At 67.7% G+C, this 25376-nt stretch carries 19 protein-coding genes; 4 read left to right on the top strand and 15 right to left on the bottom strand.

The genetic code is table 11. The annotated features are described in order from the left end of the window. The first annotated feature begins 1 nt into the window (after position 1). The 3 genes from IHV25_RS06620 (at position 2) to IHV25_RS06610 (ending at position 2757) form a co-directional block, all read left to right on the top strand. A complete protein-coding gene (locus tag IHV25_RS06620) occupies positions 2–748 on the top strand; it encodes a 3-deoxy-manno-octulosonate cytidylyltransferase (RefSeq protein WP_192534330.1) in 747 nt (248 codons plus the stop codon). Between the two features lie 60 nt (positions 749–808). After that, complete coding sequence (locus IHV25_RS06615; RefSeq protein WP_192534329.1) at positions 809–1705, top strand: prephenate dehydratase; 897 nt, start codon at positions 809–811, stop codon at positions 1703–1705. A 206-nt stretch (positions 1706–1911) separates the two neighbouring features. Further along, positions 1912–2757, top strand: a complete 846-nt coding sequence (locus IHV25_RS06610) for an arylamine N-acetyltransferase family protein (protein WP_192534328.1) — start codon at positions 1912–1914, stop codon at positions 2755–2757. 729 nt (positions 2758–3486) lie between these two features. Here the strand turns inward: IHV25_RS06610 and IHV25_RS06605 are convergent. The 9 genes from IHV25_RS06605 to IHV25_RS06565 all read right to left on the bottom strand — a co-directional run bounded on the left by IHV25_RS06605 (position 3487) and on the right by IHV25_RS06565 (position 15904). Next, positions 3487–4959 (bottom strand): GGDEF domain-containing protein, encoded by a 1473-nt coding sequence (locus IHV25_RS06605; protein WP_192534327.1) that lies wholly within the window; start codon positions 4957–4959, stop codon positions 3487–3489. Positions 4960–5323: 364 nt separating this feature from the next. After that, entirely contained in the window at positions 5324–6607 is a 1284-nt protein-coding gene (locus IHV25_RS06600) for a M48 family metalloprotease (RefSeq protein WP_192534326.1), read from the bottom strand. A gap of 18 nt (positions 6608–6625) precedes the next feature. Then, positions 6626–7537 (bottom strand): tetratricopeptide repeat protein, encoded by a 912-nt coding sequence (locus IHV25_RS06595; RefSeq protein ID WP_192534325.1) that lies wholly within the window; start codon positions 7535–7537, stop codon positions 6626–6628. A gap of 20 nt (positions 7538–7557) precedes the next feature. Further along, complete coding sequence (locus IHV25_RS06590; RefSeq protein ID WP_192534324.1) at positions 7558–8046, bottom strand: RNA pyrophosphohydrolase; 489 nt, start codon at positions 8044–8046, stop codon at positions 7558–7560. Next, complete coding sequence (locus IHV25_RS06585; protein ID WP_192534323.1) at positions 8046–9845, bottom strand: divergent polysaccharide deacetylase family protein; 1800 nt, start codon at positions 9843–9845, stop codon at positions 8046–8048. Before IHV25_RS06585 ends, IHV25_RS06590 begins: the two co-directional genes overlap by 1 nt. Positions 9846–9879: 34 nt before the next feature. Beyond that, on the bottom strand, positions 9880–11250 hold the full coding sequence (locus IHV25_RS06580) for a S41 family peptidase (protein ID WP_192534322.1): 1371 nt from the start codon (positions 11248–11250) through the stop codon (positions 9880–9882). After that, the gene (locus IHV25_RS06575; RefSeq protein WP_192534321.1) at positions 11247–12602 is read right to left on the bottom strand and encodes a murein hydrolase activator EnvC family protein; all 1356 of its coding nucleotides are present in this window, start codon (positions 12600–12602) and stop codon (positions 11247–11249) included. Before IHV25_RS06575 ends, IHV25_RS06580 begins: the two co-directional genes overlap by 4 nt. A 419-nt stretch (positions 12603–13021) precedes the next feature. After that, complete coding sequence (gene gpmI / locus IHV25_RS06570; RefSeq protein ID WP_192534320.1) at positions 13022–14566, bottom strand: 2,3-bisphosphoglycerate-independent phosphoglycerate mutase; 1545 nt, start codon at positions 14564–14566, stop codon at positions 13022–13024. A 357-nt stretch (positions 14567–14923) separates the two neighbouring features. Next, complete coding sequence (locus IHV25_RS06565; protein WP_192534319.1) at positions 14924–15904, bottom strand: DMT family transporter; 981 nt, start codon at positions 15902–15904, stop codon at positions 14924–14926. A 536-nt stretch (positions 15905–16440) separates the two neighbouring features. Here IHV25_RS06565 and IHV25_RS06560 point away from each other — a divergent pair. Continuing rightward, positions 16441–16977 carry a disulfide bond formation protein B gene (locus tag IHV25_RS06560; RefSeq protein WP_192534318.1) on the top strand — a complete coding sequence of 179 codons (537 nt, stop codon included), beginning with the start codon at positions 16441–16443 and terminating at the stop codon, positions 16975–16977. A gap of 238 nt (positions 16978–17215) precedes the next feature. Here the strand turns inward: IHV25_RS06560 and IHV25_RS06555 are convergent, their stop codons facing one another. The 6 genes from IHV25_RS06555 to IHV25_RS06530 form a co-directional block, all read right to left on the bottom strand. Then, positions 17216–17968, bottom strand: a complete 753-nt coding sequence (locus IHV25_RS06555; protein WP_192534317.1) for a methyltransferase domain-containing protein — start codon at positions 17966–17968, stop codon at positions 17216–17218. A 145-nt stretch (positions 17969–18113) separates the two neighbouring features. Further along, positions 18114–19703 carry a hypothetical protein gene (locus tag IHV25_RS06550; RefSeq protein ID WP_192534316.1) on the bottom strand — a complete coding sequence of 530 codons (1590 nt, stop codon included), beginning with the start codon at positions 19701–19703 and terminating at the stop codon, positions 18114–18116. A gap of 544 nt (positions 19704–20247) precedes the next feature. Beyond that, positions 20248–22827: an ATP-dependent chaperone ClpB gene (gene clpB, locus IHV25_RS06545; RefSeq protein ID WP_192534315.1), complete on the bottom strand. Its 2580-nt coding sequence runs from the start codon at positions 22825–22827 to the stop codon at positions 20248–20250. A gap of 139 nt (positions 22828–22966) precedes the next feature. Continuing rightward, a complete protein-coding gene (locus IHV25_RS06540; RefSeq protein ID WP_192534314.1) occupies positions 22967–23629 on the bottom strand; it encodes an ABC-type transport auxiliary lipoprotein family protein in 663 nt (220 codons plus the stop codon). Beyond that, entirely contained in the window at positions 23626–24498 is an 873-nt protein-coding gene (locus IHV25_RS06535; protein ID WP_192534313.1) for an MlaD family protein, read from the bottom strand. Before IHV25_RS06535 ends, IHV25_RS06540 begins: the two co-directional genes overlap by 4 nt. After that, the gene (locus IHV25_RS06530; protein ID WP_192534312.1) at positions 24498–25376 is read right to left on the bottom strand and encodes an ABC transporter ATP-binding protein; all 879 of its coding nucleotides are present in this window, start codon (positions 25374–25376) and stop codon (positions 24498–24500) included. The genes IHV25_RS06535 and IHV25_RS06530 overlap by 1 nt, the downstream gene beginning before the upstream one ends.

The following is a 25376-nucleotide window of genomic DNA, read 5'->3' as shown; positions in this document are numbered from 1 at the left end:
CATGAGTTCGCCCTCTCCCGTTGTGATTATCCCGGCCCGGCTCAAGGCCACCCGTCTTCCCAACAAGCCCCTGGCCCTGATTGCAGGGGAGCCCATGATCGTGCAGGTCTGGCGCCGCGCCATGGAGGCCAACGTGGGCCCCGTGTTCGTCGCCGCCGGAGATCAGGAGATCGTGACCGCCATCGAGAAGGCCGGAGGCAACGCGGTTCTCACGGACCCGGACCTTCCCTCGGGATCGGACCGCGTCTGGCAGGCTCTGGGAAAGATCGACCCCGGCCACAGCCGCTTTGACGTGGTCATGAACGTGCAGGGCGACGTGCCCACGCTGGATCCGGCCATCCTGAGCCGGACCTACCAGGGCCTTCTTGACGCGCCCCACATGGACATCTCGACCCCGGTCTGCGCCATCACCGATCCCTCGGAAGAAACCAACCCCAACGTGGTGAAGGCTGCCGTCGGCTTCCGACCGGGCGAGACCAGCGCGCCGGCGCTCTACTTCTCGCGCACCCCGGTGCCCTCGGGCGAGGGTCCGCACTACCACCACATCGGGGTCTATGTCTGGAAGCGCGAGGCCCTGGAGTCCTTCGTGCGCTGGCCCACCAGCGTGCTCGAGCGCCGGGAAAACCTGGAGCAGCTCCGGGCCATGGAACACGGGCTGCGCATCCAGGCCGTCCTCGTGAACACCGCGCCCCTGGGCGTGGACACGGCCGACGACCTTGCCCGCGCGCGCCAGATGATGGAATCCTGAACTCCGAAAGGGGGTGCGGGCTCCGCGCCCCCCTGTCCCCTCCCTGCTCTCGGGTGACCCATGACGACGAAAAACGATCCTCTCCAGACCGTGGCCTTCCAGGGGCTTCCGGGCGCGTACTCGCACATGGCCTGCACGCAGCTGTTTCCCAACATGGCGGTGCTGCCCTGCCCGGCGTTTGAGGACGTCTTTGCCGCCGTCCGCGAGGGGCGGGCCCGCTATGCCATGATGCCCATCGAGAACTCGGTGGCCGGGCGGGTCGCCGACGTGCACCACCTGATGCCGGGCACCGGCCTGCACATCGTCCAGGAGTACTTCCTGAAGGTCTCCCACCACCTGCTGGTCAATCCGGGCACCCGGCTTGAGGACGTGCGCATTGTGCGCTCGCACATCCACGCGCTTGGCCAGTGCCGCAAGTTCATCAAGGCCCGGGGCCTGAACGCGGTCGTCCACGCCGACACCGCCGGAGCCGCATGCGAGCTCGCCGAGAACAAGCGCACCAACGAGGCCGCCATCGCCAGCGCCCTGGCCGCCGACATCTACGGCCTGGAGAGCCTTCAGGGCAACATCGAGGACGAGACCCACAACACCACCCGCTTCCTCATCATGGCCCGCGAGCCGGTGGAGCCCCGCAGCGACCTGGCCGCGGTCACGTCCTTCGTGTTCCGTGTGCGCAACGTTCCGGCGGCGCTCTACAAGGCGCTGGGAGGCTTTGCCACCAACGGCATCAACATCACCAAGCTGGAAAGCTACCAGGTGGACGGAAGCTTCGTGGCCACCCGCTTCTACGCGGACGTGGAGGGCCGCCCCAGCGATCCCCAGATGTGTCACGCCTTCGAGGAACTGCGCCACTTCACCCACGAGCTGCACATCCTGGGCGTCTATCCGGCGCACCCCTACCGGTTCGAGGCCCGGATCAAGGAACGTCTGGCCAGCCCGGACGGGGAGACCGCCTGAGGACGGCTCCGGCTCCAGGGACCATCGGGCGCGGACACAGCCTTTCCCACCGGTGTCCCCGGAAACGGAGCCCTCGCGGCTCCCGGGGGCGAGGGGGGGTCAGGAGGGGGCAGCCGCGGGTTCGCGCCCGCTCCGGCGCCGCCTTTTTGGTAGGACCACGGCATCATTCATGTTATATTTTTTATATTTCCATTTGGAGGATGTCTATGAACCTGAAACGTTTTTTCGAACGCATCGGTTACACCGGAAAAGCCCGCCCGGACATGGAAACCCTGTCCACCCTTCAAGAGCGTTTCCTGCTGTCCGTCCCGTTTGAAAACCTCGATATCCACTACGGCGCCAACACGATCACTCTCGATCTGGATGCGGCCTACGAGAAGATTGTCGAGCGGAACCGGGGCGGGTTCTGCTATGAGAACTCGATCCTGATGGCCTGGGCGCTCCGGGAAATCGGATTCGCGGTGGACTACATGTCGGCCCAGATGCTGCCGTCGCTCATGCACGACTACCTGGATGACCTCCACATGTTCCTGCGCGTTCCTCTCGGAGGCCGGAACTTCGCCGTGGACGTGGGCAACGGCCAGTCCTTCCGTCACCCGCTGTGCGAGCGCGGGGCCCTGGAGGACCGCATCCCCGAGGGCGAGCGTTTCCGCATCGGCCCCTACAAGCACGAGCAGAACCCGCAGGACGACTGGCTGGCCCTGTTCAAGGTCTGTGGCGAGTCGTCGAATGACTGCGAGGCCCGCTATGTCTTCGGGACGCAGCCCCGGCCCCTGCTGTTCTTCAAGGAGCCCTGCCGCTTCCAGCAGACGTCGCCCAAGTCCATGTTCGTCAAGAAGCCTCTGGCATCCCTGGCGCTCCGGGATGGACGCATCAGCGCGACCCCGAGAGCCCTGCGGCGCAACAAGAACGGCGTGATCACCGAAACCCTGTTCAAGGACGAGGCCGAGTTCCTGGCCTGCCTGAAGCAGGAGTTCTGCCTGGTTCCCGAGGGACCGCGCAGTTCCCCCTTCGGCGCCGAAGGCTGGGGCGATCCCGACAATCACTGGTAGGGGACTGGCACTGGTAAGGGACTGGCCCTGGTAAGGAACCGACACCGGTAAGGGGCCGGTTCCCGCCCGGGTGATCCCCTGGCACCTCCGGGGTGACAGACCTCCGAAAACGCGCCCCACGGGCGCGTTTTTTTGTGCGCCGTGCCCGACCGCACGCACGCGGGTTCGCCTCGGGAGCATCCCGACGCAACCGCCCCCACCCCGGGGCCCACGCGAGGACGGGCCAGAAACCGGAGCCAACACCGGTGTGGCAGCCAACGCGGCTTTGGGGGACTACTCCAGACCCACGGAGTGCACGCGAAAGCTGAAGGCAGCGGAGGCGCCGTCGGACGATAGAACACCGTAGACAGGGGAAAAACCCACAGGGGCCGGAGACAGCGTGCACTCACAGCCCCGGTCCGGGACCGGCCAGAAACCGGAAACAGGGCGACCCAGGCCCGCCGCATAGGAGCGCGGAGCCGGGGCAGGAACGCAGGCCCGGCCGGGAGACGCGACAGGGCTCTATCCCCCCCCGCCCGTTTACACAGGGCCCCGCCACCGGGGCACCCTGAACGCGGGCACACAGAGCGGCAATGCGGAACGTGGACGGGAAAAGGAGGCAGCCCCGGCCCCGCCACGGGCACGCCGGAGCGGCCACGCCCGCCGCAAAGGGAAAACAGCCCCAACCGGCGCAAGGGTATCCTAAAAGCAGTTACGCACCCCGTACCCCCGCCGTGCCCCCGCCCCCGATCACTCGGACGCGGGGGGCTGGATCTCGTCCCGGTTGGAAGCGCCCATGACCTTGTTGCGGCCCCCCAGCTTGGCCCGGTACAGGGCCTCGTCCACGCGCCGGAGCACCTGGTCCACATCGTACTCGCCCTCGTACTCGGCGACGCCGATGCTGACGCTGACCCGGACCTCCTGGCCGCCCGCGAAGAAAGGGCTGTCCTTGATCCGGGAGCGGATCTTCTCCGCCACAAGCAGTCCGTTCTCGAAGCGGGTGTCCGCCAGCATGATGACGAACTCGTCACCGCCCCAGCGCGCGGTCACGTCCTGACCGCGCAGAAGCCCCTTGATCCGGATGGCCACCTCGGACAGGACCATGTCCCCCGCGTCGTGACCGAGCGTGTCGTTCACCTGCTTGAAGTCATCCATGTCCAACAGCAGCAGGGTGAACGGCCGGCGGCTCTGGCGGGAGTGGAGAACCTCGTGCCCCAGCCTCTGGATCATGCCGCGACGGTTCACAAGGCGGGTCAGTTCGTCCACCACCACGGCCTTTTCCAGCTCGGTCTGGGCGCTGCGGCGCTCGGCGCTCTCGTTGACAAGGCGCTCGTTCAGCTCCCGCAACTCGGCGTTCCACTGGCGCATCTGGCGCTCCATATCCTCCTTGGCGGTGCGGAGCTTCTCGAAGGCCGCCTCCTCGCTGCGCTTTGTCCGGGCGAGGGCCTCGGCCAGCTTGTTGAACGACCGGAACAGGCGCCCGAGTTCCCGGTACGTGTGGTCGGTCAGGCGCACATTCAGGTTCCCGGCGGCGATGGCCTCACACTTCTCGACCGTCCTGTCGATGGGCCTCATCACCTGGGACGCCAGGAACCGGGCAAACAGAACCGCGACGATGATGGACACGAAAAGCCCCAAAAGCGCCGCCAGCTTCAAGGTGGCGTACTGCTCCATGACCGTGTCACCGCGCATGTCGATGCCCACCAGGTAGCGGCCCTCGCCGCCCTTGAGGGGCGCATAGCCGGACAGCAGGACACCCCACTCGTCGGCGGCGGGCGCATCGTCCACCGCCACGGCCGTGAACCCGCGATACAGGTTCGAGGCCTCGGGCACGTACTCGGTTCCCGGCAGGGCCTGGCGCTTGCCCTCATCCGTGTCCACCACGAAGAAGACCCGGCCCGCCTCGAGCCGCAGGATGTAGAGATAGGCAATATCAGGATCCAGATCCCGAAGAACCCGCAGCTGGCGCAAGACGGCCTGATAGTGCGGGTTGGTCACGGCCTCGGGGGAGCGGATGGCCTCCAGGTCACTGGCGCTCAGGGCCTGACCGATCACGGCGGCGCTGAACTTCAGGCGGCTCTTCACGCTGTTCCTCAGCTCGTCCATGGCGACGTAGTAGACACCGATCCCCACGGTTCCGAAGAGCAGGAGCAGGAAGGACAGGAAGCCCAGGAAAATTCGCGTTTTCAGGCCCAGTTGGAATTTGTCGGATCTGCTTTCCATAAAAATATCCGTTTCCTGATCACACCGGCGTGCACGGCCTGTCGCCGGCCCCGGAGGGCCCGGGCTCCGGTCATCCCGCCCCGGGCAGGGCTCTGGAAACCGCCTTGCGCGGTTCGGGCACGCCCGGACCGGCAGGTGAGGGCACCCTTATATTTAAACCGTTTCTGGGCATAAAACCAGAGTCACCCGTAAAACCCGCGTCCGGCCAGCCGGACCCGGACGCCCCACCCCGGAGGGACAAACGACAGAAAACCCGCCCTGCCGCCGGGAAATCCGGCAACCGTTTTTTCACCGCCGGGTTGCGCCCAACAGGGCGCGACCGGACCGGAGGGCACCCGGGCCCGGCCCGGCCAACCGGAGCGCCCTAGTTGCCCTCCCCCGGGCCGCAGAGGCTCCGAACCGCCTGCCAGTCCGTCCAGGACATGGGGCTCTCACCCCCCCGGGGCGCGGCATGAAGGGCCCGCATGCGCTGGGAGGACACGGGCTGGGTGTACCCCCAGGGGCGCAGGAGGGGGTCGTCCAGAGGCTGGTTGAAGGCGGGATTTTTCCGCGCATCCAGAAGCAGGACACCCAGCGCCCTCTGGCGGAACCCGGCGCCCCGCAGAAGGGTCAGCGCCGTGCGGTCCGCAGCCAGAAGATCATCGGGATCGGCCCGCACCGTGCGCAGCAGCGTCTCGAGGCGAATGCTCCCGGCGGAGTGGGCGCCGGTCACCAGCGCCGCAAGGGCCCGCACCCCCTGGCGCCGCAAGACCGCGTAAACCTCGCTGCGCCCGGCTCCCTGGGCCAGGGCCAGGGCCAGGGCCGCGGCCACATCGTCCGGAGACTCCAGCGCCCTCAGAAACGCGCCGGTGACGACGATATGCCCCCCCGGCAGCGCAAGGCACTGGGGCACGTCCGAGTGGACGGGCAGAACCGTCGCCGTCGCCTGCGGCCCCAGGAAGGCCGCGAGATGCAGGGCCAGGCGGTTCAGAACCGCCGTACCGTCCTGTCCGGTGCAGGCCCGAAGTCCCGAGCCCTCCAGCTGCTGGACAAGGGCGGTGCCCCACCGGTCCTCCATCCCACTGGACACCAGCACGGACAGGCGCCCGACCTGGGCCGGATCCCGGGCGAACGGAACCAAAGCCAGGGTTCCCGCCAGCACACACACGACGCAGGCCAGCACGGCTTTTTGCACCGCCGTCATGGGCCGGCGCTCCCGGGGCGCCCGGCCCCCGGCATCCCGAGCGCCGGAGTGAGGGCCGGGGCCGGGACGGCGGGCCTTTTGCCGGATGATGCGGCGCACCGCTCCAGGATCGGGGACGGGGCCAAGGGCGCTCGCGGTTTCGGCCGCAGGTCGCGGCGGCGCCGGAGGCGGCGTGGGGTCCGTCACCACAAGCTGCTGGGAGGGAAAGCGCCGGTCCGCAAGGCACAGCCCCGACATGTCCGGAGGCTGGGGCGGACGCACCACCACCACACCGGCCCAGTCCCAGGTGGCCATGAGAAAGCCGTCCTGATCGCGGATCTCGAGGCGCCGGACCGTTCCGGAAATGAGAACCGCCACCGCCGGAAAGCCCGGACCGGCCACGAACAGGCCGTTGAGGGTTCCTCCGTTCTCCAGGCCCGGAAGAGGCAGGGCGGAGCGGGAGCCGTTATTTGTGGGGGACACCATGAAAGGCCCTCTGTTCCTCTAGCCGTTGCCGTTGCCGGATCCCGTCGATCCGGCCAGACCCGGAGAGACCCGGATCCGAACCCGCTCCAGAACCCCGGCGCAGTACCGGGCAAACTCCGATCCCTCGGGCGCCAGACCGGCGGCCCGCTCCAGGAACGCCAGGGCCGTGTCCGGGAGGCTGCGGGACGCCCCGTGATGCCCCGGAGGCCCGTCCGGCTGGTCCGTCACCGGAATGCCCCAGGCGGCCTCCTCCATCTTCAGGGCCTCGCCCAGAAGTTCGCGGGCGTCGTCCCAGCGCCCGTCGCCGGCAGCCGCCAGCCCGAGACGCCCCAGAAGGCTGATCTCCCGGGTGCGCAGGCCCCGCGCCGTGGCCAGGGATAGGGCGTAGCGCCAGTAGGTTTCCGCCCCCGCCACATCCCGGGCGGACACATGGAGGGAGGCCAGAAGGTCGCAGGTGTGCAGCACACCGTGCACATCCCCCGCGCTTTCGTAAAGGGACAGGGCCTTCAGGAAGTGGTCCCGGGCCTGGGGGATCTCCCCCTCGGCCTCGTGGTGGACGGCCCGGGCCGTGTGCGAGCGGGCCACGTCCGCCGGATCCACGCGGGCCGGAAGGGGCGGCGGCTCGGGAAGCTGCAACGAAGCCGGACCGACGGCGGCGGAGCGACGGGCCCCGGATTTGGGCCCTGCCGCAGACGCGCCCGAAGACGACGGCGTGGCCGCGGATGCGACCGAAGACGGTGCGTCAGGCGTGCCCCCATCCCGGGGGAGCCCCCCGGCCGCGGGCGCGGACCCGCGGGGCGCGGGGGCCGACAGGGTCAGATCAGAAGCCCCGTCTCCGGCCCCCGGATCGGACACGAACAGCCGCCATGCAAGATAGCCGACCACGCCACCGGCAAAGGCTCCGGCGGGAATGATCCACAGGCCTGGCAAATCCTCCCACACTGCCCCGCCTACCGGAACGGAACATGTGGCGCGAGCTCGCGGTAGACCGCCGCGTACAGATCGCGCTTGAAAGGAACAATCTGCGCGTTCAGCTCCACGGGCGTCATCCAGCGCCAGGCGATGAACTCCGGGTGCTCGGTCTGGATATTGATGTCGGCGTCAGAGCCGGTAAAGCGCAGGGCAAACCACTTCTGGGCCTGGCCCCGGTAGCGGCCCTTCCAGAACTTGCCGACAGACTCCCGGGGGAGGTCGTAGGTCAGCCAATCGGGGGTCTCGGCAATGATCTCGGCCTTTCGGGTGCCGATCTCCTCCTCCATTTCGCGGTACACGGCATCAACGGGGTTCTCCCCCTCGTCGATCCCGCCCTGGGGCATCTGCCAGGCGCCCCGGATGTCGAGGCGCTCCCCGGCGAAGACCCGGTTCTCGGCGTTGACCAGCATGATCCCCACACCGCGCCGGTAGGGAAGGTGGGAAAAAGAAGACGACACATCATCCATTATTTTTGTTCTCCCTCGGACGGTTCCGGAACCGGCAGGGGCACCGCCGGACCGGACACGGTGCTGGACACGGGGGCCAGAAGCACACCGCGCGCGTTCAGCCGATCGTACCAGTCAAAAAGGCAGGCCAGGGTCAGGGGGGTCGCCCGCAGGACGCCAATGGCGTAGCCGTTGATCAGGGCCTCCTCCTCCAGGGCCCGCAGCCGGGCGGCAATCGCCTTCTGGTAGGAGGGGTCATCCAGGACGGACATGACCTGGTTCAGGGCCGGCGTCACATCCGAATTCGCGTTGACCGCCTCGACGCTGCCCCGCTGGATGTACAGAAGGCCGCGCTCCTTCAGCTCGGCCAGCACCGGGCGCAACGCGGCCGGGGAGTCCGTGAAGGCTCCCGCATAGGCCGGAAGGACGCCCGCATACCCGGCGCCCACCACCATCTGGGAGCGCAGGCGGGCCACGTTCTGCTCGGCCGGAGCGGCGGCCCTCAGGGCCAGGGGGCCGGGATCGACCCGCTCGCCGTTCGCGCTTGCGGCGTCCACCGAGAGTTCTATCAGGGTCTCGTGACCCGCAGCCCGGGCCCGCTTCATCCAGTCTTCCGTAGACGATCCGTACGGCGAGAAGGCAAGGGTGATTTCCGACGGCGTGCGGTAGATGGCCGCCTTTGTCGCCTCGGCGTTGATGCCAAGACCCGTCAGGATGATCGCCACCCGGGGCAGGTCTTTGGGGTTCTCAAAGGGACGGGCATAGGTCTGCCACGGGGTCTTCCCCCCCGGACCAATCACCGGAAGCGCGCCCTGGTCCGTCTGCTCCACAAGGTCGGCCACGGGGGCGGGCGGCAGGGACTGGGGCCGCAGGGGCGCGGGCAGGTCCGCATAGCGCGGCATGCGTCCCGGGGTCTCGCCCGGCTCCAGGGCCCGCGGAGGAACCGTGGTCTCGATCCAGTCGGCGGCCAGCAGAAGGGGGGCCGAGACCGGCACGCCGGAGGCCAGGGCGCTGACCGGGCTGGTCTCGTGCACCGCCCCACCCGCAGCGGTATCCGCCGACGGGGGCTGTGCGGGCGAAGGGGCCTGGGTAGCCTCGGGAGCCGGGGCATCAGCACGGGGCTCCGGGCCTCGGGCGGCCCCGGCCGTGTCGGGCTGCGGGTCCGAAGCGGTGTGGGCAGTTCCGGTCTCCGGAGAAGACGCCCCCGGCTCCGGCGCCGGGCTCGCATCCGCGGAACCGGCATCCGGTGAGGGCGCGGTCCCGGGTGCGGCGGCAGGCGCATCCGCATCACCGGCAGACGCACCGTTGCCTCCGGCGGGCGCAGCCGTATCGCCGTGCGCGCTGGTGTCGTAGTTGGTGAGGTTGGACAGGGCCTCGGGATCAAGGTCATCCTCCAGCCCCATGTCATCCGCGGAACCGGCGCCGCGCCCGGCGGCGCTCCCGATGGGCTTGAAGATGCCCCCGGCGGAGGCATTCATCTGGGAAATCTCGACGTTCTTCCGGGCGGCCTCGTCGTCATGCAGCAGGAACCAGATCGCTCCCGGCCCGATGGACAGGACCAGGGCCAGCGCCAGCAGCACATAGGGCAGCCGGTGGGGTCCGGGGGCGGACGGAACCGCCGCCGGTGAGAACCCACCGTCGCGAAGGGCTCCCGGACGCCCGTCGTCGAGGGCTCCGGGAACCAGTTCCGGCATGGACCGGGGAAGGCCCGACGGATCGAAGTCCTTTCTCTCCCGGGACTCCCCTTTCAGGGTTGGAGGCAGCCCGAGGCCACCGCCGGACGCGTCGTCGGGTTGAGATGTGACAGGACGTCGGTGCATTCAGCCTCCCCGGGGGTGCGCAGGATGCGGGGCGTTACTGCCCCGCACCTCCGAGGGCCTCGCCCTTGCGGATCAGTTCGATGGCCTTCTTCATCTGGAAGTCCTCTTTCTTCTCGTCCTGCCCCGGCTTGCCGGAACCGGCGGCGCCCTTGTCCTTCTTGGACGCGGCATCCGGGCGGGCACCGTCCTTGCCCTTCTTGCCGGCGTCGGGCGCCACGGGAGCGGCCGCAGGCTTCACGCGCTCGTTCTCGGTCTGGGTGAGGGCGTTGGGCAGGAGCGCCTCGCCGTGAGGCACGGGCTCGTGCGCCACGCCGTCCGCGTCCAGGAGAATGTCGGGCGTGATGCCCACCGCCTGGATCGACCGGCCCGAAGGCGTGTAGTACCGCGCGGTGGTGATGCGCATGGCCCCGTGTCCGGGAAGCGGCATGACGGTCTGCACCGAGCCCTTTCCGAAGGTCTGCATGCCCACCAGCGTGGCGCGCTTGTGATCCTGGAGCGCACCGGCCACGATTTCCGAGGCGGACGCCGAACCGCCGTTCACCAGCACCACCATGGGGATGCCGGCGGCCACGTCGCCCGGGCGGGCGTCGAAGCGCTGGGTGTCGTTCGGATCGCGCGAGCGGGTGGAGACAATCTCCCCGCCCTGAAGGAACAGGTCGGACACGGACACGGCCTGGTCAAGAAGGCCACCCGGGTTGTTGCGCAGGTCAAGGATGATGCCGCGAATGGGCTTCCTGGCCTCTTTCTCAAGATCCTTCAGCGCCTTCGCCACGCGCTCACCGGTCTTCTCCGAGAAGGTGGTGATGCGGATATAGGCGATGTCGCCTTCCTCGAGATGGGCGCGCACAGACTTGATGGTGATCACCGCACGGGTCAGGGTGACGTCGAACGTGCGCTCCTCGCTCTTGCGGAAAATGGTGAGCCGGATGTCAGTGCCGGGCTTGCCGCGCATTTTCTCCACCGCGTCGGTCAGGCCCATGCCCATGACAGACACCCCGTCCAGGTGGGTGATCAGGTCGTTGGGCTGGATCTTCGCGCGCGCCGCCGGCGTGTCATCGATCGGCGAGACGACCTTGACCAGGCCGTCCTCCATCGTGACCTCGATCCCAAGGCCGCCGAATTCCCCCTTGGTCTGGATCTGCATGTCCTCGAAGTTCTTTGCGTTCAGGTACGCCGAGTGAGGATCCAGGGAGGTCAGCATGCCGTTCAGGGCCGCCTCGATAAGCTTTTCGTCGCTGACGTCTTCAACGTAGTCCCGTTTGACGCGTTCAAAAACGTCCGCAAACAGGTCCATGAGTTCGTAGGTCCGCCCGCCTTGCGCGAACGCCTGCGTATTTACCGAGTATCCCGCCGTAAACGCGAAGACGGCGATGGCACCTGCGGTGATCAGGGTCTTGAGCTTCATCCGGATGTGCTGCCTTTACTGGCCGAGAGCCAGGGAAGAGGGTTGATGGGTTGGCCTTTTCGTCTCAATTCCACATAGAGAACCGGCGGCGCCGAGCTAACCGTCGATGCGGGCATGATTCCTGCCGGCTCGCCTGCGGTGAGAGACTGACCAACAGACACGTCGATTCGGCCCAGTCCCGCAAGCAGGCTATGATAGCCCTCGCCGTGATCGACGATCAAGAGATTGCCGTATCCCTTGAACGGTCCTGCGAAAACAACCTGCCCGTCGTAGAGCGCCACAACCTGGGCCTCGAACCGGGTTGCGATGCGCAGGCCCTTGACCGTTTCGCCGGTCTCGAGTTTCTGGCCCCAGCTGGCCACCGTGTCGCCGCGGGCCGGGGACACCAGAGCCCCCCGCGCCCCCGAAAACGGACGGGCGGCCGAAGACGGATCCGGGGCGGGCGGGGGCGGCGGCACAAAGACCGTGGCCTGTCCGCTGTCCGGTTTGGTTCCGGTGGCCTGCTGCGCCTCGGCGGCTTTGCGCACGGCCTCGTCCCGGGCCTGCTGCGCGGCGCGGCGACTGGCCTCCTCCCGGGCCTGGAGTTCCTTTTCCTCGTCCAGGCGGCGCAGAAGGTCGCGCATGTCGCTGGCCTCGCGGGTGAGGCTGCCCATGCGCTGCTCCACGTCCTTCGAGCGCCGGCGCAAGTCCTGAACCCGGGACTGCTTGTCCCGGGTGAGGGTCTGCAGCGCCACGTGCTGGGAGCGGATCTTGTCGCCGGTGGAGCGGATCTGGGCTCTCTGGGCGCGAATCGCCGTGTCCAGGTGGTGCAGCGCCCCCAGCTGGGAGGTCAGGGCATCCGCATTGCGGCGAATGTGGGGAATGGCCTCCCGCAGAAGGATCGCCACCCGGACCGTGTCCGACGGCGACGTGGGCTGGGCCAGAAGCGTTTCCGCCGGGCGAAGCGCAAGGCGCTGGGCCGCCACCAGAACCCCGACGGTCTGATCCTGGCGCCGGGCAAGGGCATCGCGGATGGACTGCTCCTCGCGCTTCAGGGCCGAAAGCCGCTTTTCAAGGGCGGACAGGGCCTCCTCCTGGTCCTGGATCCGGCGGGCCAGATCCACCATCTGGGACGACAGGGAGCGGGCCTCCTCCTGGGCAGAGGCGGCCTCGCGGCGCAGGCGCTCGCCCTCCGCCTTCTGGCGGCTCAGCTCCTGCTCGACATTCTGGAGGTCGCGCCGGTCCACCGCCCACGCCGGATCTGCAGGCAGCAGAACCGCCGCCCCCAACAGCACACCGGCCAGAGCCCCGGGCACACCCCGGCCCCCGGAGACACGGGCACCGCGCAACTGGGCGGCTGTGGTCGTGGACATGGACACCATTCCTCGTTGTCGGTCGGGTCGGCAGGGTCAGGTTGGTCAGGTTAGGTCAGGTCGGGTCGGCGGGGTCGCAAAGCGCCCGCAGCGTGCGGACCGGCGCCCTGGCACTGCGTTGATTCGAATCGCACTGCATTGTGCCTGCACGAGGGCGGGCCGTCCACTGTGTCGCGGCACTCCCACCCAGTTTTCCGAAGCACCGGGAACGGGCGGTGCGAACCGGGCCGCCTAACCCCGGCTGCGGCCCCGGGGTCCGGACCGGGCCCGGCCCGGACAGACCGGCACGCTCTCCCCGGCGCCGCCGGCGGGAGCGCCAAAAGCCGGAGGGACCAGCAGCCCCGCCCCCGGGCATCAGGGGCGGGGAAACGGATCAGACGGAGCCGGGAGACGCCCCGGCCCGCGGGTCACAGCAGCCGTCAGTCGCGGCGCAGAAGGGAGCGCCCCGTCATCTCGGCGGGCTGCTTCACCTGGATCAGGTCCAGGAGGGTCGGCGCAAGATCCGCCAGCCGGCCCCCGTCCTTCAGGCCAACCCCCTCGGGGGCGTTGATCAAAAGCAGATCCACCGGGAACGTGGTGTGGGCCGTGTAGGGCTGTCCGGTCTCGGGATCGCGCATCAGTTCCGCGTTGCCGTGATCCGCCGTCAGCAGCATGGAGCCGCCCACCTTCTCCAGGGCCGGAACCACGCGGGACAGGGCCGCATCCACGGCCTCGGCGGCCTTTTCCGCAGCCTCGAGAATGCCCGTATGCCCGACCATGTCCCCGTTCGCAAAGTTGACGATAATCACGTCGAAGCGACCGCTCTCGATGGCCTCCACAAGCTTTCCGGCCACCTCGGGAGCCGACATCTCCGGCTGGAGGTCATAGGTGGGCACCTTGGGGCTGGGGACAAGAATGCGCTCCTCGCCCTCGAAACAGGTCTCCTGCCCGCCGTTGAAGAAGAAGGTCACGTGGGCGTATTTCTCGGTCTCGGCCAGGCGGAGCTGGGTCAGATGATGGTCCGCAAGAACCTGCCCCAGGATGTTCTTCAGGGACTCGGGCGGGAACAGCACGCTCATGAAGGCGTTGTGCTCGGCGGAGTACTCGGTCATGGACATGGCGGCGGCAAACTTCGGGTTGGCTACCGGGAAGCAGGCGAACCCGGGCTGGAGAAGCGCCCGCGTGATCTCGCGCGCCCGATCCGAACGGAAGTTGACGCAGAAAATGCCGTCACCGTCCGCCATGCCGCGGTAGTCGCCGATCACCGCGGGAATGACAAACTCGTCGCCCTTGTCGTGGGTCGCGTAAAAGGACTCAACCGCCGAAATCGCGTCGGACGCGGGCTGCCCCTCGCCCCGGACCATGGCCTTCCAGGCCTGCTCCACCCGGTCCCACCGGTTGTCCCGGTCCATGGCGTAGAAACGCCCGGTCACGGTCACGACGGGAACCTGGTCGCCGGCGTCCTCCATGAAGGTTTTCAGGAAGCCGGGGGCCGAGCGCGGCGGCGTGTCGCGGCCGTCAAGGAACGCGTGGACCTTCACCGGAATGCCCTGCTCCGCCAGGTAGCGGGCCATGGCGGACATGTGCTTCTGATGGGAGTGGACGCCGCCCGGGGACACCAGGCCCATGACGTGGGCGGTTCCGCCGCTTGCGCGCATGTTCGCGACAAAGTCCACCATGGCCGGAGCCGTCTTGTAGGATCCGTCCTGAACGGCCTGGTCAATGCGGGGCAGCTCCTGCATCACCACGCGACCGGCGCCCATGTTCATGTGGCCCACCTCGGAGTTGCCCATCTGGCCCTCGGGCAGCCCCACGGCAAGGCCGCTGGTCTGGATCAGCGTGCGCGGACACGTCGCGTAGAGGTGATCCCAAGTGGGGGTCCGGGCCAGGGCAATGGCGTTGTCCGCCTTGTCCTCGCGGTGCCCCCATCCATCCAGAATGCACAACACCATCGGGCGGGGGGTCTTACGGGTGGGGCCGGTCATGATCATGTCCCTGAAAATCGGTTCCGAAGGGCGGGGGCACACGTCCGGAGCCATTCGAAAGCGTGCCCTATGGTTTTGAGATAGAGGCTCTTCGGGCCAAGGTCAAAAAGAATCCGTGCCCACGCCAGCGTTTCCCCTGCACGCGGAGGGGAGAGCACTCCAAGGGGGGACTCAGGACGAGGACGGGACGAGGTGAGGGTGAGGGTGAGGGTGAGGGTGAGGGCGCCCCGCAGAGGGGGCGGCCCCCCGTGCGCGCCGAGCGCACCGCTCCATCGCACCGGCGGATCCGGCGCACCCACCGAACGCCCCGCTCCAGCGCCCCGGCGGATCCGGCGCACCCGGAAATCAGGGCCGCAGTCAGGGCGAGGCCTCGCCCTCCAGCCCGGCGACCGCCCCGCGACGACGGGACAGGAGGCACCTCAACGGCCGGGGAAGGCGGATCGTCCGGGTGTTCACGAGATAGATCGACAGGAAGATCAGGGCGCCGCCCGCGAAGAAACCGGGACCGGGCGTGTCCCCCAGCAGGACAACGGACATCAGGGAGGCAAACAGCGGCGCGAGAAACAGGAACGAACTGGTGAACGCCGGGCCGCCGCGCTTCAGGGCCACAAACCACAGGGTGAACGAGCCCACCGAGGCGGGGAGGATCAGCCACAGGAGATTGAACAGCCCCGCAGAGGTGATGGACGCCATGACGAAGCTCTCGGAGCGCAGGGCCGCAATGCCAAGAAGCACAACGCCGCCGATCAGCATCTGCCAGCCCGCCAGGGTGAACGGAGGCTTGTCAAAGCGCAGGAACCGGCTGGTGACCAGCGTGCACAGGGCCCAGCTCATGGCCCCCATCAGCGCGAACAGAAGCCCCGGTATGCTGCCCATGCCGTGAACCCCGAGACACAGGGCCACCCCGGCGATGCCCACCACAAGGCCAACGGCGCGCAGGGTGTGCATCCGGTCAATGCCCAGGGGGTGGGCCCCCAGCATGACCCACAGGGGATTGGTGAAGAACAGGACCGAGGCAATGGAGGCATCAATCCGCTCCATCGACAGGTTCAGGAAGCCCATGGCGGCGGTAGTCTGGAGACAGCCGATCACCGTCACCACCCCAAGGCCGCGCAGGATGGAGCCTCCGGACCGGGGCACCACGGTCTCGTGCCCGTAGCGCACAAGGCAGAAGAACAGAACCACAAGACCGGCGGAGACAAAGCGCCAGCCCGCCAGGAAAAACGGCGGCAGATGCTCGTGGGAGAGCAGAAACTTGCCCGCAGGGAACGAGGATCCCATGAAGACCGTCGCACACAGCAGCAAGGCGACAAATGAGAGCATCTCCTTGCGCGTCATGTTTCCCTCCCCGGCGCCGTCCGTTGTGCCCGGACCTGTGCGGCCTCGGACACGTTCCGGCCAGGCGGATCCGTGTCCCGTTTTGTGCTGGCTTTCCCAGTTCTCAACCGGAATCATGCTCACCGATATACGCAAAAGTCAAACCCAATAACCTCGAGTCGCACCGATTATGCCGGTTGCCAATACCCGGGGGCGACACCACAACCGGCTCGAGCGATTCAGGCGCCCGACGCCGCCTTTTCCTTCATCCGGGCGGCAAACGGGCCTATAAACGAACGGCGCGGTCCCCGGCGGGGCCCGCCCCGGACCCGGCGGGCGTGAGCGCCTCGGGACGATCACCATCGGGGCGGCGACCCGTGACGACCCACCCGGGACGACGCCGGGCCCGAGCGCCCGGAGCGCCCCCGGGCACCGCCAGTCCGTTTCGTTTTCTTTCGTTCCGTACCGTTCCACTCCGTCCGTTCCACTCCGGCCCCCACCGGCCCCGACAGGGTCGGGAACCCGGGGACGGCCCTCCAGCTCCGGAGACGCAGCCCATGACCCGCCTTGCCCGCGACACCCGGGATCCGACCCGCACCCTTGCCGCTCTCGCGCTTCTTCTGGCGACCGCCGTTCTTGGCGCGGCGCTCGTGATGGAAAAGGGGCTGGGCTATCCGGTCTGTGACCTGTGCCTTTACCAGCGGCTTCCCTGGTACGCGGTCCTGGGGCTTTCGGCGCTGGCGGTCATGGGGCGAACAGCCCCCGAAACCCGTGTCCGCCTTCTGGTGGCCAGCGCCCTGATTACCGGCGCCGGGGCAGTGCTCGCCTTCTATCATGTGGGCGTCGAGCTCCACTGGTGGGCGGGGGATGCCCTGTGCGCGGCCTCATCGCAAGCGCCCATCGAGAGCATCGAGGCCCTGACGCAGGCGCTGGACGCTCCGGGTCGCCGGGCGGCGCGGTGCGACGACACCCAGTTCCTGTCCGCCGGAGTGCCCATCACCCTGGCCCAGTTGAACGCAGCGGGGTCTCTGGTCTCGGCCCTGGGCCTCGGGATCGCCCTTCGGGCCCTGGGGACGCGCGCACCGAAGCCCTGAGGCGCACGCGTCCGCCCGCCCGGGCCGTGGGCGGACCGGGCACCCCGACGCCGGGCGCGAGACAGAAGACGAGGGACCGGGGCAACGGGAGTGGCACAACGGGCCCGGCCTGACACCGCGCCTGTCCCACGCCTGTCTCACGCCGGCCCACGGAACCGCGGCCGCACTGGCACCCGCGTCCGCCACCCGGGGGAACAGCCCGGTCAAACGCCCCGGGCGCGCGCGCCGGTCGTGCCGGCTAGAGAGCCTTGCGCGCCACGTAGACCGCGTAGCCGTAGTACGCGCCGTACTTCTCGTAGAGGCCCATTTCCCGTTCCTGGGCCTCGACGATGGCCCTCGCCTGGTCGCTGTCGCCGTGACGCTCGAGAAACGAGCCGAAGGTCTCCTTCAGCGGGTGATAGTAGTTGTCCAGCCAGCAGCGGTCCGGCAGCACGAAATAGGCGCAGGGCGTGTAGCCGTGCTGCTCGAGAACCCGCATCTTCGAGGACGTGGTGTCGATCTCGGGGTACTCCCACTCCCAGTAGGACTGGAGCTCCTGCGGCCGCCGGGAACCGAGCCAGGTGATCTCGGACACCACAAGGACGCCGCCGGGCTTCAGGAACCGGCTCCATGACCGGATCCCGTTGGCAAAGCCCACGTTGTAGATGGCCCCCTCGGACCAGATCACGTCGAACTCGCTGTCCTGGAACGGCAGGCTGTCCATGGACCCGGCCACCGTGGTGATCCGGTCCTCCACGCCGCAGTCCCGGGCCCGGGCGCGGAGATCCTCAAGAAACGGGGGAAAAATGTCCACGGCGGTCAGGGTGGCATCCAGCTCGCTGGCCAGAACCAGCGCGGAGGATCCGGTGCCGCATCCCAGATCCGCAATCCGCAGGGGGCGGGACCGGTCAAGTCCGGCCAGCTCCAGGGCGCGTTTTGTCTCGGCGTCGCCGCCGGGCCCCTGCCGCGCCACTCCCCTGAAAAAATCCACCAGAAGCTCTGTGCTGTTCACGGCCCTTGATCCTCCCTCACCCCCGCGGGGGCACGCACACGTCCGCAGCCGCCGGGCATCGGGCGTCGGGGGAGGGCTGCCGCCGCGGGCCCCGCCGGGCCAATGCACCGGATGGATCCCGGACCCGACCGCAGACCGGAGCCCCCTAGAGCGCCGATGCCTTCTGGAAATCCAGCATCTGCTTTTCAAACACGAAGTTGGAGACATCCGACAGATCCTGGCGGGCCTGACCGATCCAGGCGGACAGGGGCATCTTGGGATCCCGGGGGTACAGAACGGAAATAACGGACAGGGGACCGAACCGGGCCCGGAAATCGTCCAGGCTCTGGGTCTGGATCTGCCGGTTCTTGTCGGCGGCCTCGAAGATATCGCGGAAGACGGCCCGCAAGGTGCGGAAGAACTCGTCGATTCCGTAGGTCATGTCCTTGGGGATATTGGTCCCCGGACGGGCAATGAACGTGGCCGAGGCCTCCATCTGCCCCATCAGGGCGGTCGAGACCCTCTCCATCTTGGCGTTCATGGCGTTGAGGGGCAGCATCTTGATGCGCCCGGACACGTACGTTGAAAGCGAGCCGGACTCCAGGGACGCCGGGTTCATGCGCCCGGAGCGGAAGGCCATCAGGTCCGAAAGCTCGGTCCGGGTCACGGTGGTGATGATGGCCTCGATCCGGTCCTTGGTCGACGCGCTGCGCACGTCCGACAGGACGGCGGTCTCGCCGATCCAGCGCAGAAGCATGGTGGCGGCCTCGTCCAGATCCAGCCCGGAGAACGAGATCATCCGGCTGATCTTGGCCGCAACCGGGAACGAGGCCTCGGCAAAGTTCTGGAACATGGCCTCCATGCGCTTTTCCTGCTGGGTCTGGCGCGCATAGAGGTAAAGGACGTTGGACAGCTCCTCTTCCGTCCCCCGGAACTGCACCGAGCGGGTGACCTGCTCGTACAGCTGGGTGGCGGTCGTGGGGAACATCTCCGGCGTGATCTTGTTTTGCGCGAGGAACGACTCGAAACGTTCCTTCCCGGCCGGGCCCGACGTCCCAAGCTGGGCCTGAACCAGGGACTGGCTCATGGCATCGTTCAGATCGAGGCCATTGAAGTACTGGCCAATTGCGTACTCGGTGATCTCCTTGAACGAGGCCAGCGGGTTGCCGTACTTCAGCTTGGGGAGCTTGGCCCGGCGCGCCTCCAGGCACGAGCGGAAGGTGTTCACCGTCGCCGTGACCGCGGGCTTCTCCACCGCCACAACGAAGGGCCGGCCCCGCATGGCCACCTCAAGGTAAAGCCGAAGGGCGTAGACAAACGCGCCCTCCCACAGGGGGTTGCTCGCAACGTTCACCAGAACAAGGCGGTCCTTGAACGACAGGGCGTTGCGCTGGATGAACTCGCCAAACAGGGTGTCCATGATGCGGAACGCCCAGGACTTGGGGGTGTCGTCGGCGGAGAACCCGAAGCGTTCCGTGTTGTTGAGCTTGAGGAACAAGATCAGAGCGTCACGCACCGGATCCAGGGACCGGGGCAGCGTCACCGACGGCTTGCCCCCGACCGCCATGGACAGGAGGGACTCCATCACCGCGACCTGTCCCAGCTGCACCTTGTTGGTCTTGTCCACAAGAACCCCGGACTGGAGAATCTTGTTCGCATCCACCTGGGCGATCTCCGCCATCAGCGCGTCCCGGTCAAGGGAGCCGAACTTGGAGAGAAGGTCGAGGACTTTCGAGTTTACCGTGTCGCGATTCACGAAAAGTGCCTGTTCAGTACAAGTTGAATGGGCCGGATGACGACCCCGCTTTGTCCGTTTTCAATAGAATGCCATCCGAACCCAAAACCCTATCACAGTTTTTAGAGCGGGTCTCGTATCAACGCTTCCATAAAAGCGTCATACGCGAGGCACACCAAAACGAATCGCGCCAGAGCCGGACCGGCGCCCGGAAAACGCCGCGCCACGGCGAGAAAAGGGGGCCCGAACAGGGCAGAAACCGGGGACACACCTCCGAATCCACACGCATCCCCTGTGTCCGTGGCCGGTTTTCGCGTCCCGTCGCGGCCCTGTGCGCACCGGCGCCCTGCGGGTCCGCGGCCAAAGACGCGCGGCGGCGCGGGGGGCCCGAAACGGCAAGGGAACGGCACACGGGGAAGGCCCCGCGGGACCAGCGCGCAGCCCCTCCATACCCGACGGGGCGCGCAGGCCCGCCGTACCCAACCGGGCGCAGGCCCACCAAAACAGACGGGGCGGAGTCCCGTGACCCCGCCCCGCCCACACTCCACCGGCTAAGCGCGCGCCTTTACGCGCCCCGGATCTCCAGCCCGTCCGACCCGGCCGAGACCCGGATGGTCTGGCCGTCCGCCAGCTCGCCCCTCAGGATCCGGTCCGCCAGCACGTTCTCGAGGGACCGCTGGATGACCCGCTTCAGCGGACGCGCGCCGTAGGCGGGATCGTAGCCCCGTTCCGCCAGCCACTCGCGGGCGCTGTCGTCCAGCTCCAGGGTCATCTTGCGCTCCTTCAGCCGTCCGGCGAGGCGGGCAATCTGGATGTCCACGATGGCGGCCATGTTGTCCCGGAACAGGCGGTGGAACAGAAGGATCTCGTCCAGCCGGTTGAGGAACTCGGGGCGGAAGGCGGCGCGGACCACCTCCATCACATCGTTGCGCACGACGCTGGAGTCCTCGCCCTCGGGCTGGGCCGCCAGAAGGTCGGCCCCCAGGTTCGAGGTCAGGACGATCAGCGTGTTGCGGAAGTCCACGGTGCGGCCCTGGCCGTCGGTCAGGCGGCCGTCATCCAGCACCTGGAGCAGAACGTTGAACACGTCCGGGTGGGCCTTCTCGACCTCGTCGAACAGGACGACCTGGTACGGGCGCCGCCGCACGGCCTCGGTCAGGGCTCCGCCCTCGTCGTAGCCCACGTAGCCCGGAGGCGCCCCGATCAGGCGCGAGACCGAGTGCTTCTCCATGTACTCGGACATGTCCATGCGGATCAGGGCGGTCTCATCGTCGAAGAGGAACGCGGCCAGAGCCTTGGTCAGCTCGGTCTTGCCCACGCCGGTGGGCCCCAGGAACAGGAACGAGCCGATGGGGCGGTTCGGATCCTGGAGACCGGCCCGGGCCCGGCGCACCGCGTTCGAGACGGCGGTGATGGCCTCGGCCTGCCCGATCACCCGGGCGCCCAGGGCGTCCTCCATATGGACAAGCTTCTCGCGCTCGCCCGCCAGCATGCGGTCGACCGGAATGCCAGTCCAGCGGGAGACCACCTCGGCAATGGTTTCCTCGGTCACCACCTCACCCAGGGGGGTGGCGGCGTTCTCGTTGGCCTGGTCGGCCTCCTCCAGCTTGCGGGTGATCTCGGGGATCACGCCGTATTCCAGCTCGCCGGCCCGGGCCCAGTCCGAATTGCGCCGGGCGTTTTCCAGCTCGATACGGGCCTGGTCCAGCTTCTCCTTGAGATGGGTCGCCTGGGAGAGGGCGGTTTTCTGGCTTTCCCACTCCGCGTTCAGGGCCTCGGCCCGGGTTTCCAGAACCGAGAGCTCATCCTCCAGCTCCCGCAGCCGGGATTTCGAGCCCGCATCGTCCTCCTTCAGAAGGGCCTCGCGCTCGATCTTCAGCTGGATGACGCGGCGGTCCAGCTCGTCCAGAGCCTCGGGCTTGCTGTCCACCTGCATGCGCAGCCGGGAGGCCGCCTCGTCCATCAGGTCGATGGCCTTGTCCGGAAGGAACCGGTCTGTGATGTAGCGGTTGGACAGGGTGGCCGCCGAGACCAGCGCCGAGTCCGCAATGCGCACCCCGTGATGGAGCTCGTACTTCTCCTTGATGCCCCGCAGGATCGAGATGGTGTCCGCCACCGTCGGCTCGGAGACAAAGACCGGCTGGAAACGCCGGGCCAGGGCCGGATCCTTTTCCACATGCTTGCGGTACTCGTCCAGGGTGGTGGCGCCCACGCAGCGCAGCTCGCCGCGCGCCAGGGGCGGCTTGAGAAGGTTGGAGGCATCCATGGAGCCCTCGCCCTTGCCCGCGCCCACCAGGGTGTGCATCTCATCGATAAACAGGATGATCTGCCCGTCCTCGGCCGAGATTTCATTCAGGACCGCTTTCAGGCGCTCCTCGAACTCGCCGCGGAACTTGGCGCCGGCCACCAGCGCCCCGAGGTCCAGGCTCATGAGGGTCTTGCCCTTCAGGCTCTCGGGCACGTCGCCGTTGACGATGCGCAGCGCCAGGCCCTCGATGATGGCGGTCTTGCCCACGCCGGGCTCGCCGATCAGGACCGGGTTGTTCTTGGTGCGCCGGGACAGAACCTGGATGGTGCGCCGGATTTCCTCGTCGCGACCGATGACCGGATCCAGCTTGCCCTCCCGGGCCAGGGCCGTGATATCGGTGGCGTACTTCTTCAGGGCGTCGTACTGGCTTTCGGCGGTGGCCGAATCCGCGGTGCGCCCCTTGCGCATGTCATTGATGGCGTTGTTCAGGGCCTGGGGCGAGACGCCGGCCTCTTTCAAGATGCGCTCGGAGGGCGTGCCCGAGGCCAGGGACAGGGCCTGCAAAAGCCGTTCGGCCGTGACAAACGAGTCCCCCGCCTTCTGGGCAAGAGTCCCGGCCTGGTCCAGGGTGCGCATGGCGGACGACGTCCACGAGGCCCGGCTTGCGCCGCCCTGCACCTTCGGCAGCTTCCCGACCTCGGCGGTCACAGCGTCGAGCGCCCGGCGGGGATCACCGCCCGCGTTCTGGATCAGGGTTGCGGCCATGCCCTCCTTGTCGTCCAGAAGGGCCTTCAGAATATGCTCTGTGGTAATCTCGGGGTTATTCTCCCGCAGCGCGATGGTCTGGGCTGCCACAAGAAAGCCCTGGGTGCGCTCGGTCAGTTTTTCCATATCCACGGTGAAGTCCTTTCGTCTTTACAGATCACATGTCAAAGACCGGGGGGACGTTCCGTCAGCGGCAACGTCGCCCCACAGGAAAAGGATCGGGTCTTCCCGCTGGAATTTCAAGCCTTGCGCGTTCCGGTTTTCCCGAAACTCAGGGACGGACCCGGGGATCGGCGGTGGCGCCCACCAGCCAGGCGGCCACGGTGCCCAGGCTTCGGGACAGAACCTGCTCCTGGGCGGCCATCATGGAGGGCACGTCGACCCCGGTCGCCCCGGCACTCTCCGAGACCGTGACGCTCGAGAGGATGGTGCCCGTTTGCAGGTCCAGAAGACGGAACTGGCCTTCCAGGCGGGCCTCCGGCGGTGCCGAGGCCTTGCTGTCCGGGGACTGGCCCGCGTAGCGGAACTGGAAGGCGTAGATGTTCCCGATAACCACGTACCGGGCCGAGACCCCGACCGTGTCGTCCGAGACCGAGCCGAACGCCCCCGAGCGGTCCAAAGCGCGCACCAGCGCCTGCTGCACCAGCACGGGCGCCGGAGACGACCAGCGGTACCCGGCAAGGGTCCGGACCTCCCGGTCGTTGAAGACGAGTGCAATCCGCTCGGTGTCGATATCCCGCTCGGCCTGGAACGCCGTGACCACAATGGGCATCTTCCGGGACTTGGCGGTCCCGGCCACAGGATCCGGGAGGGTCGGATTCAGCTGGATCCGGGCCGGAGGCTCGCCGGTGAAAAACGAGGCACAGCCCCCCAGGCCGGGAAGCAGGACCAGCGCCGCCACAAGGAACGGCCGGACAAGAAAAGAGGACTTCACGGCGTGTACTCCTTTACCGGGTCTCCGAGAAGGAAGTGGCGGGGATCGCTCTCAAGCTGCTGCCCGATCCGGTTGAGGGTATGGGTCAGCCCCCGCAGCTCGGACACCAGCTGACGCACCTGGGGAAAGGCCTCGCGGGACAGGGCCCCGATCTCCTGGTTCAGCGTGGCGGAGAGAAGCTCCAGGTTCTTGCCCACGTCATTGTAGCGGCCCAGGGTGGAGGACGCCTGATCCATCACGGAATTGAACCGGTCCACCGCGGTTTCCACGTTCCCCAGGGTGTTCTGGAGGGCCTCGGAGCGGCTGGCCACCGCATCGCTGACGGTGGCCGCGTTCGCAAGGATCCGGCTGACGGCCTCCCGGTTTTCCCGGTTCGTGAGCTCCTCGAGGTTGAGCAGCACCCGGTCGATCCGGGCGGCAACGCCGGGGGCGTCCTTCATCAGCGCCGCCAGCGGCGAGGTTTTGGAGCGGATGGTCCCCACCTCTCCGGGCTTGAGGTCAATCAGGGGGCTCCCACGGGTTCCGCCGGTGATGGACACCACCGAAACCCCCGTGATCCCCTGGAGGGTCAGGCTGGCAACCGAGTCCGCGCGCACGGGAGTGTCAGCGCTGACGGAAACCCGGACCACGACGGCCCCGGGCTCCTCCTCCGAGATCTTGATGCGCGAGACAGTGCCCACCCGGATACCGGAAAACAGCACCGCGTTGCCCACGGACAGGCCGGTCACGCTTTCCTTGAAGCTGATGTCGTACTCGTCCATCACGGTTCCGGTGGTGTCGGACATCAGCCAAAGAAGCGTGAACAGGATGCCCGCCAGGGCCGCCAGAAAAAAGGCGCCCACGACAATGTAATTGGCCCGGACTTCCATCAGACGCCCTCCTCCTGTTCCTGTGTTGGGGTTTGCGCGGCGGCGGACCGGGCGTCCGGAGCGCCCGACGCCTGATTGCGCTCATAGGTTCCTTCCGCGGCGCGACCCCGCGGCCCCTGGAAGTACTCCCGGATCCAGTGATGGCCGAGCTTGACCAGATTGGGAATGGTATCAATTGCGTAGATCTTCCGATCCGACAGCACCGCAACCCGGTCGCAGGCCGCATAGAGCGTGTCCAGATCGTGGGTCACCAGGATCACCGTCAGCCCGATGGCGTCGCGCAGGGTCACAATCAGGCGGTCGAAATCACCGGCGCCGATGGGATCGAGCCCGGCGGTGGGCTCGTCCAGAAGAAGGATCTTGGGGTCCATGGCCAGGGCCCGGGCCAGCCCGGCGCGTTTGCGCATGCCTCCGGAAATCTCGCCCGGGAACTTGCCCCAGGCCGACTGGGGCAGGCCCACAAGCTCCAACTTCATGTGGGCGATGTCCGCCCGGAGCCCCTTGCCCAGGGACGTGAACTCCCGCAGCGGAAACTGGATGTTGTCACCAATGGACAGGGACGAGAACAGCGCCCCGTCCTGGAACAGCACACCCCACTGGCGGCGCACGGCGGCGCGCTCGCGGGGGGTGGCGGTCTCCATGGTGACGCCCAGGATGGTCACCGTGCCCTCCGCCTGCCTCTGCAGGCCGATGATGGTGCGCAAAAGCACGGACTTGCCCGTCCCCGAGCCGCCGATCAGCCCCAGGATCTCGCCCCGGCGCACGTCCAGGTCCAGGCCCTGGTGAACCGTGTTGGTCCCGAAGCGGTTGGTGATGCCGCGCAGCCGCACGACCACATCGCTGTCGGATGAACTGGAGCCTGCCCGGGGATCCGCCAT

The sequence above is a fragment of the Phaeovibrio sulfidiphilus genome (assembly GCF_014861485.1).
GTDB classification, from domain to species: domain Bacteria; phylum Pseudomonadota; class Alphaproteobacteria; order Rhodospirillales; family Rhodospirillaceae; genus Phaeovibrio; species Phaeovibrio sulfidiphilus.
Note: the sequence above shows the minus strand (reverse complement) of the source record. Positions and strands in the feature narration are given on the sequence as shown.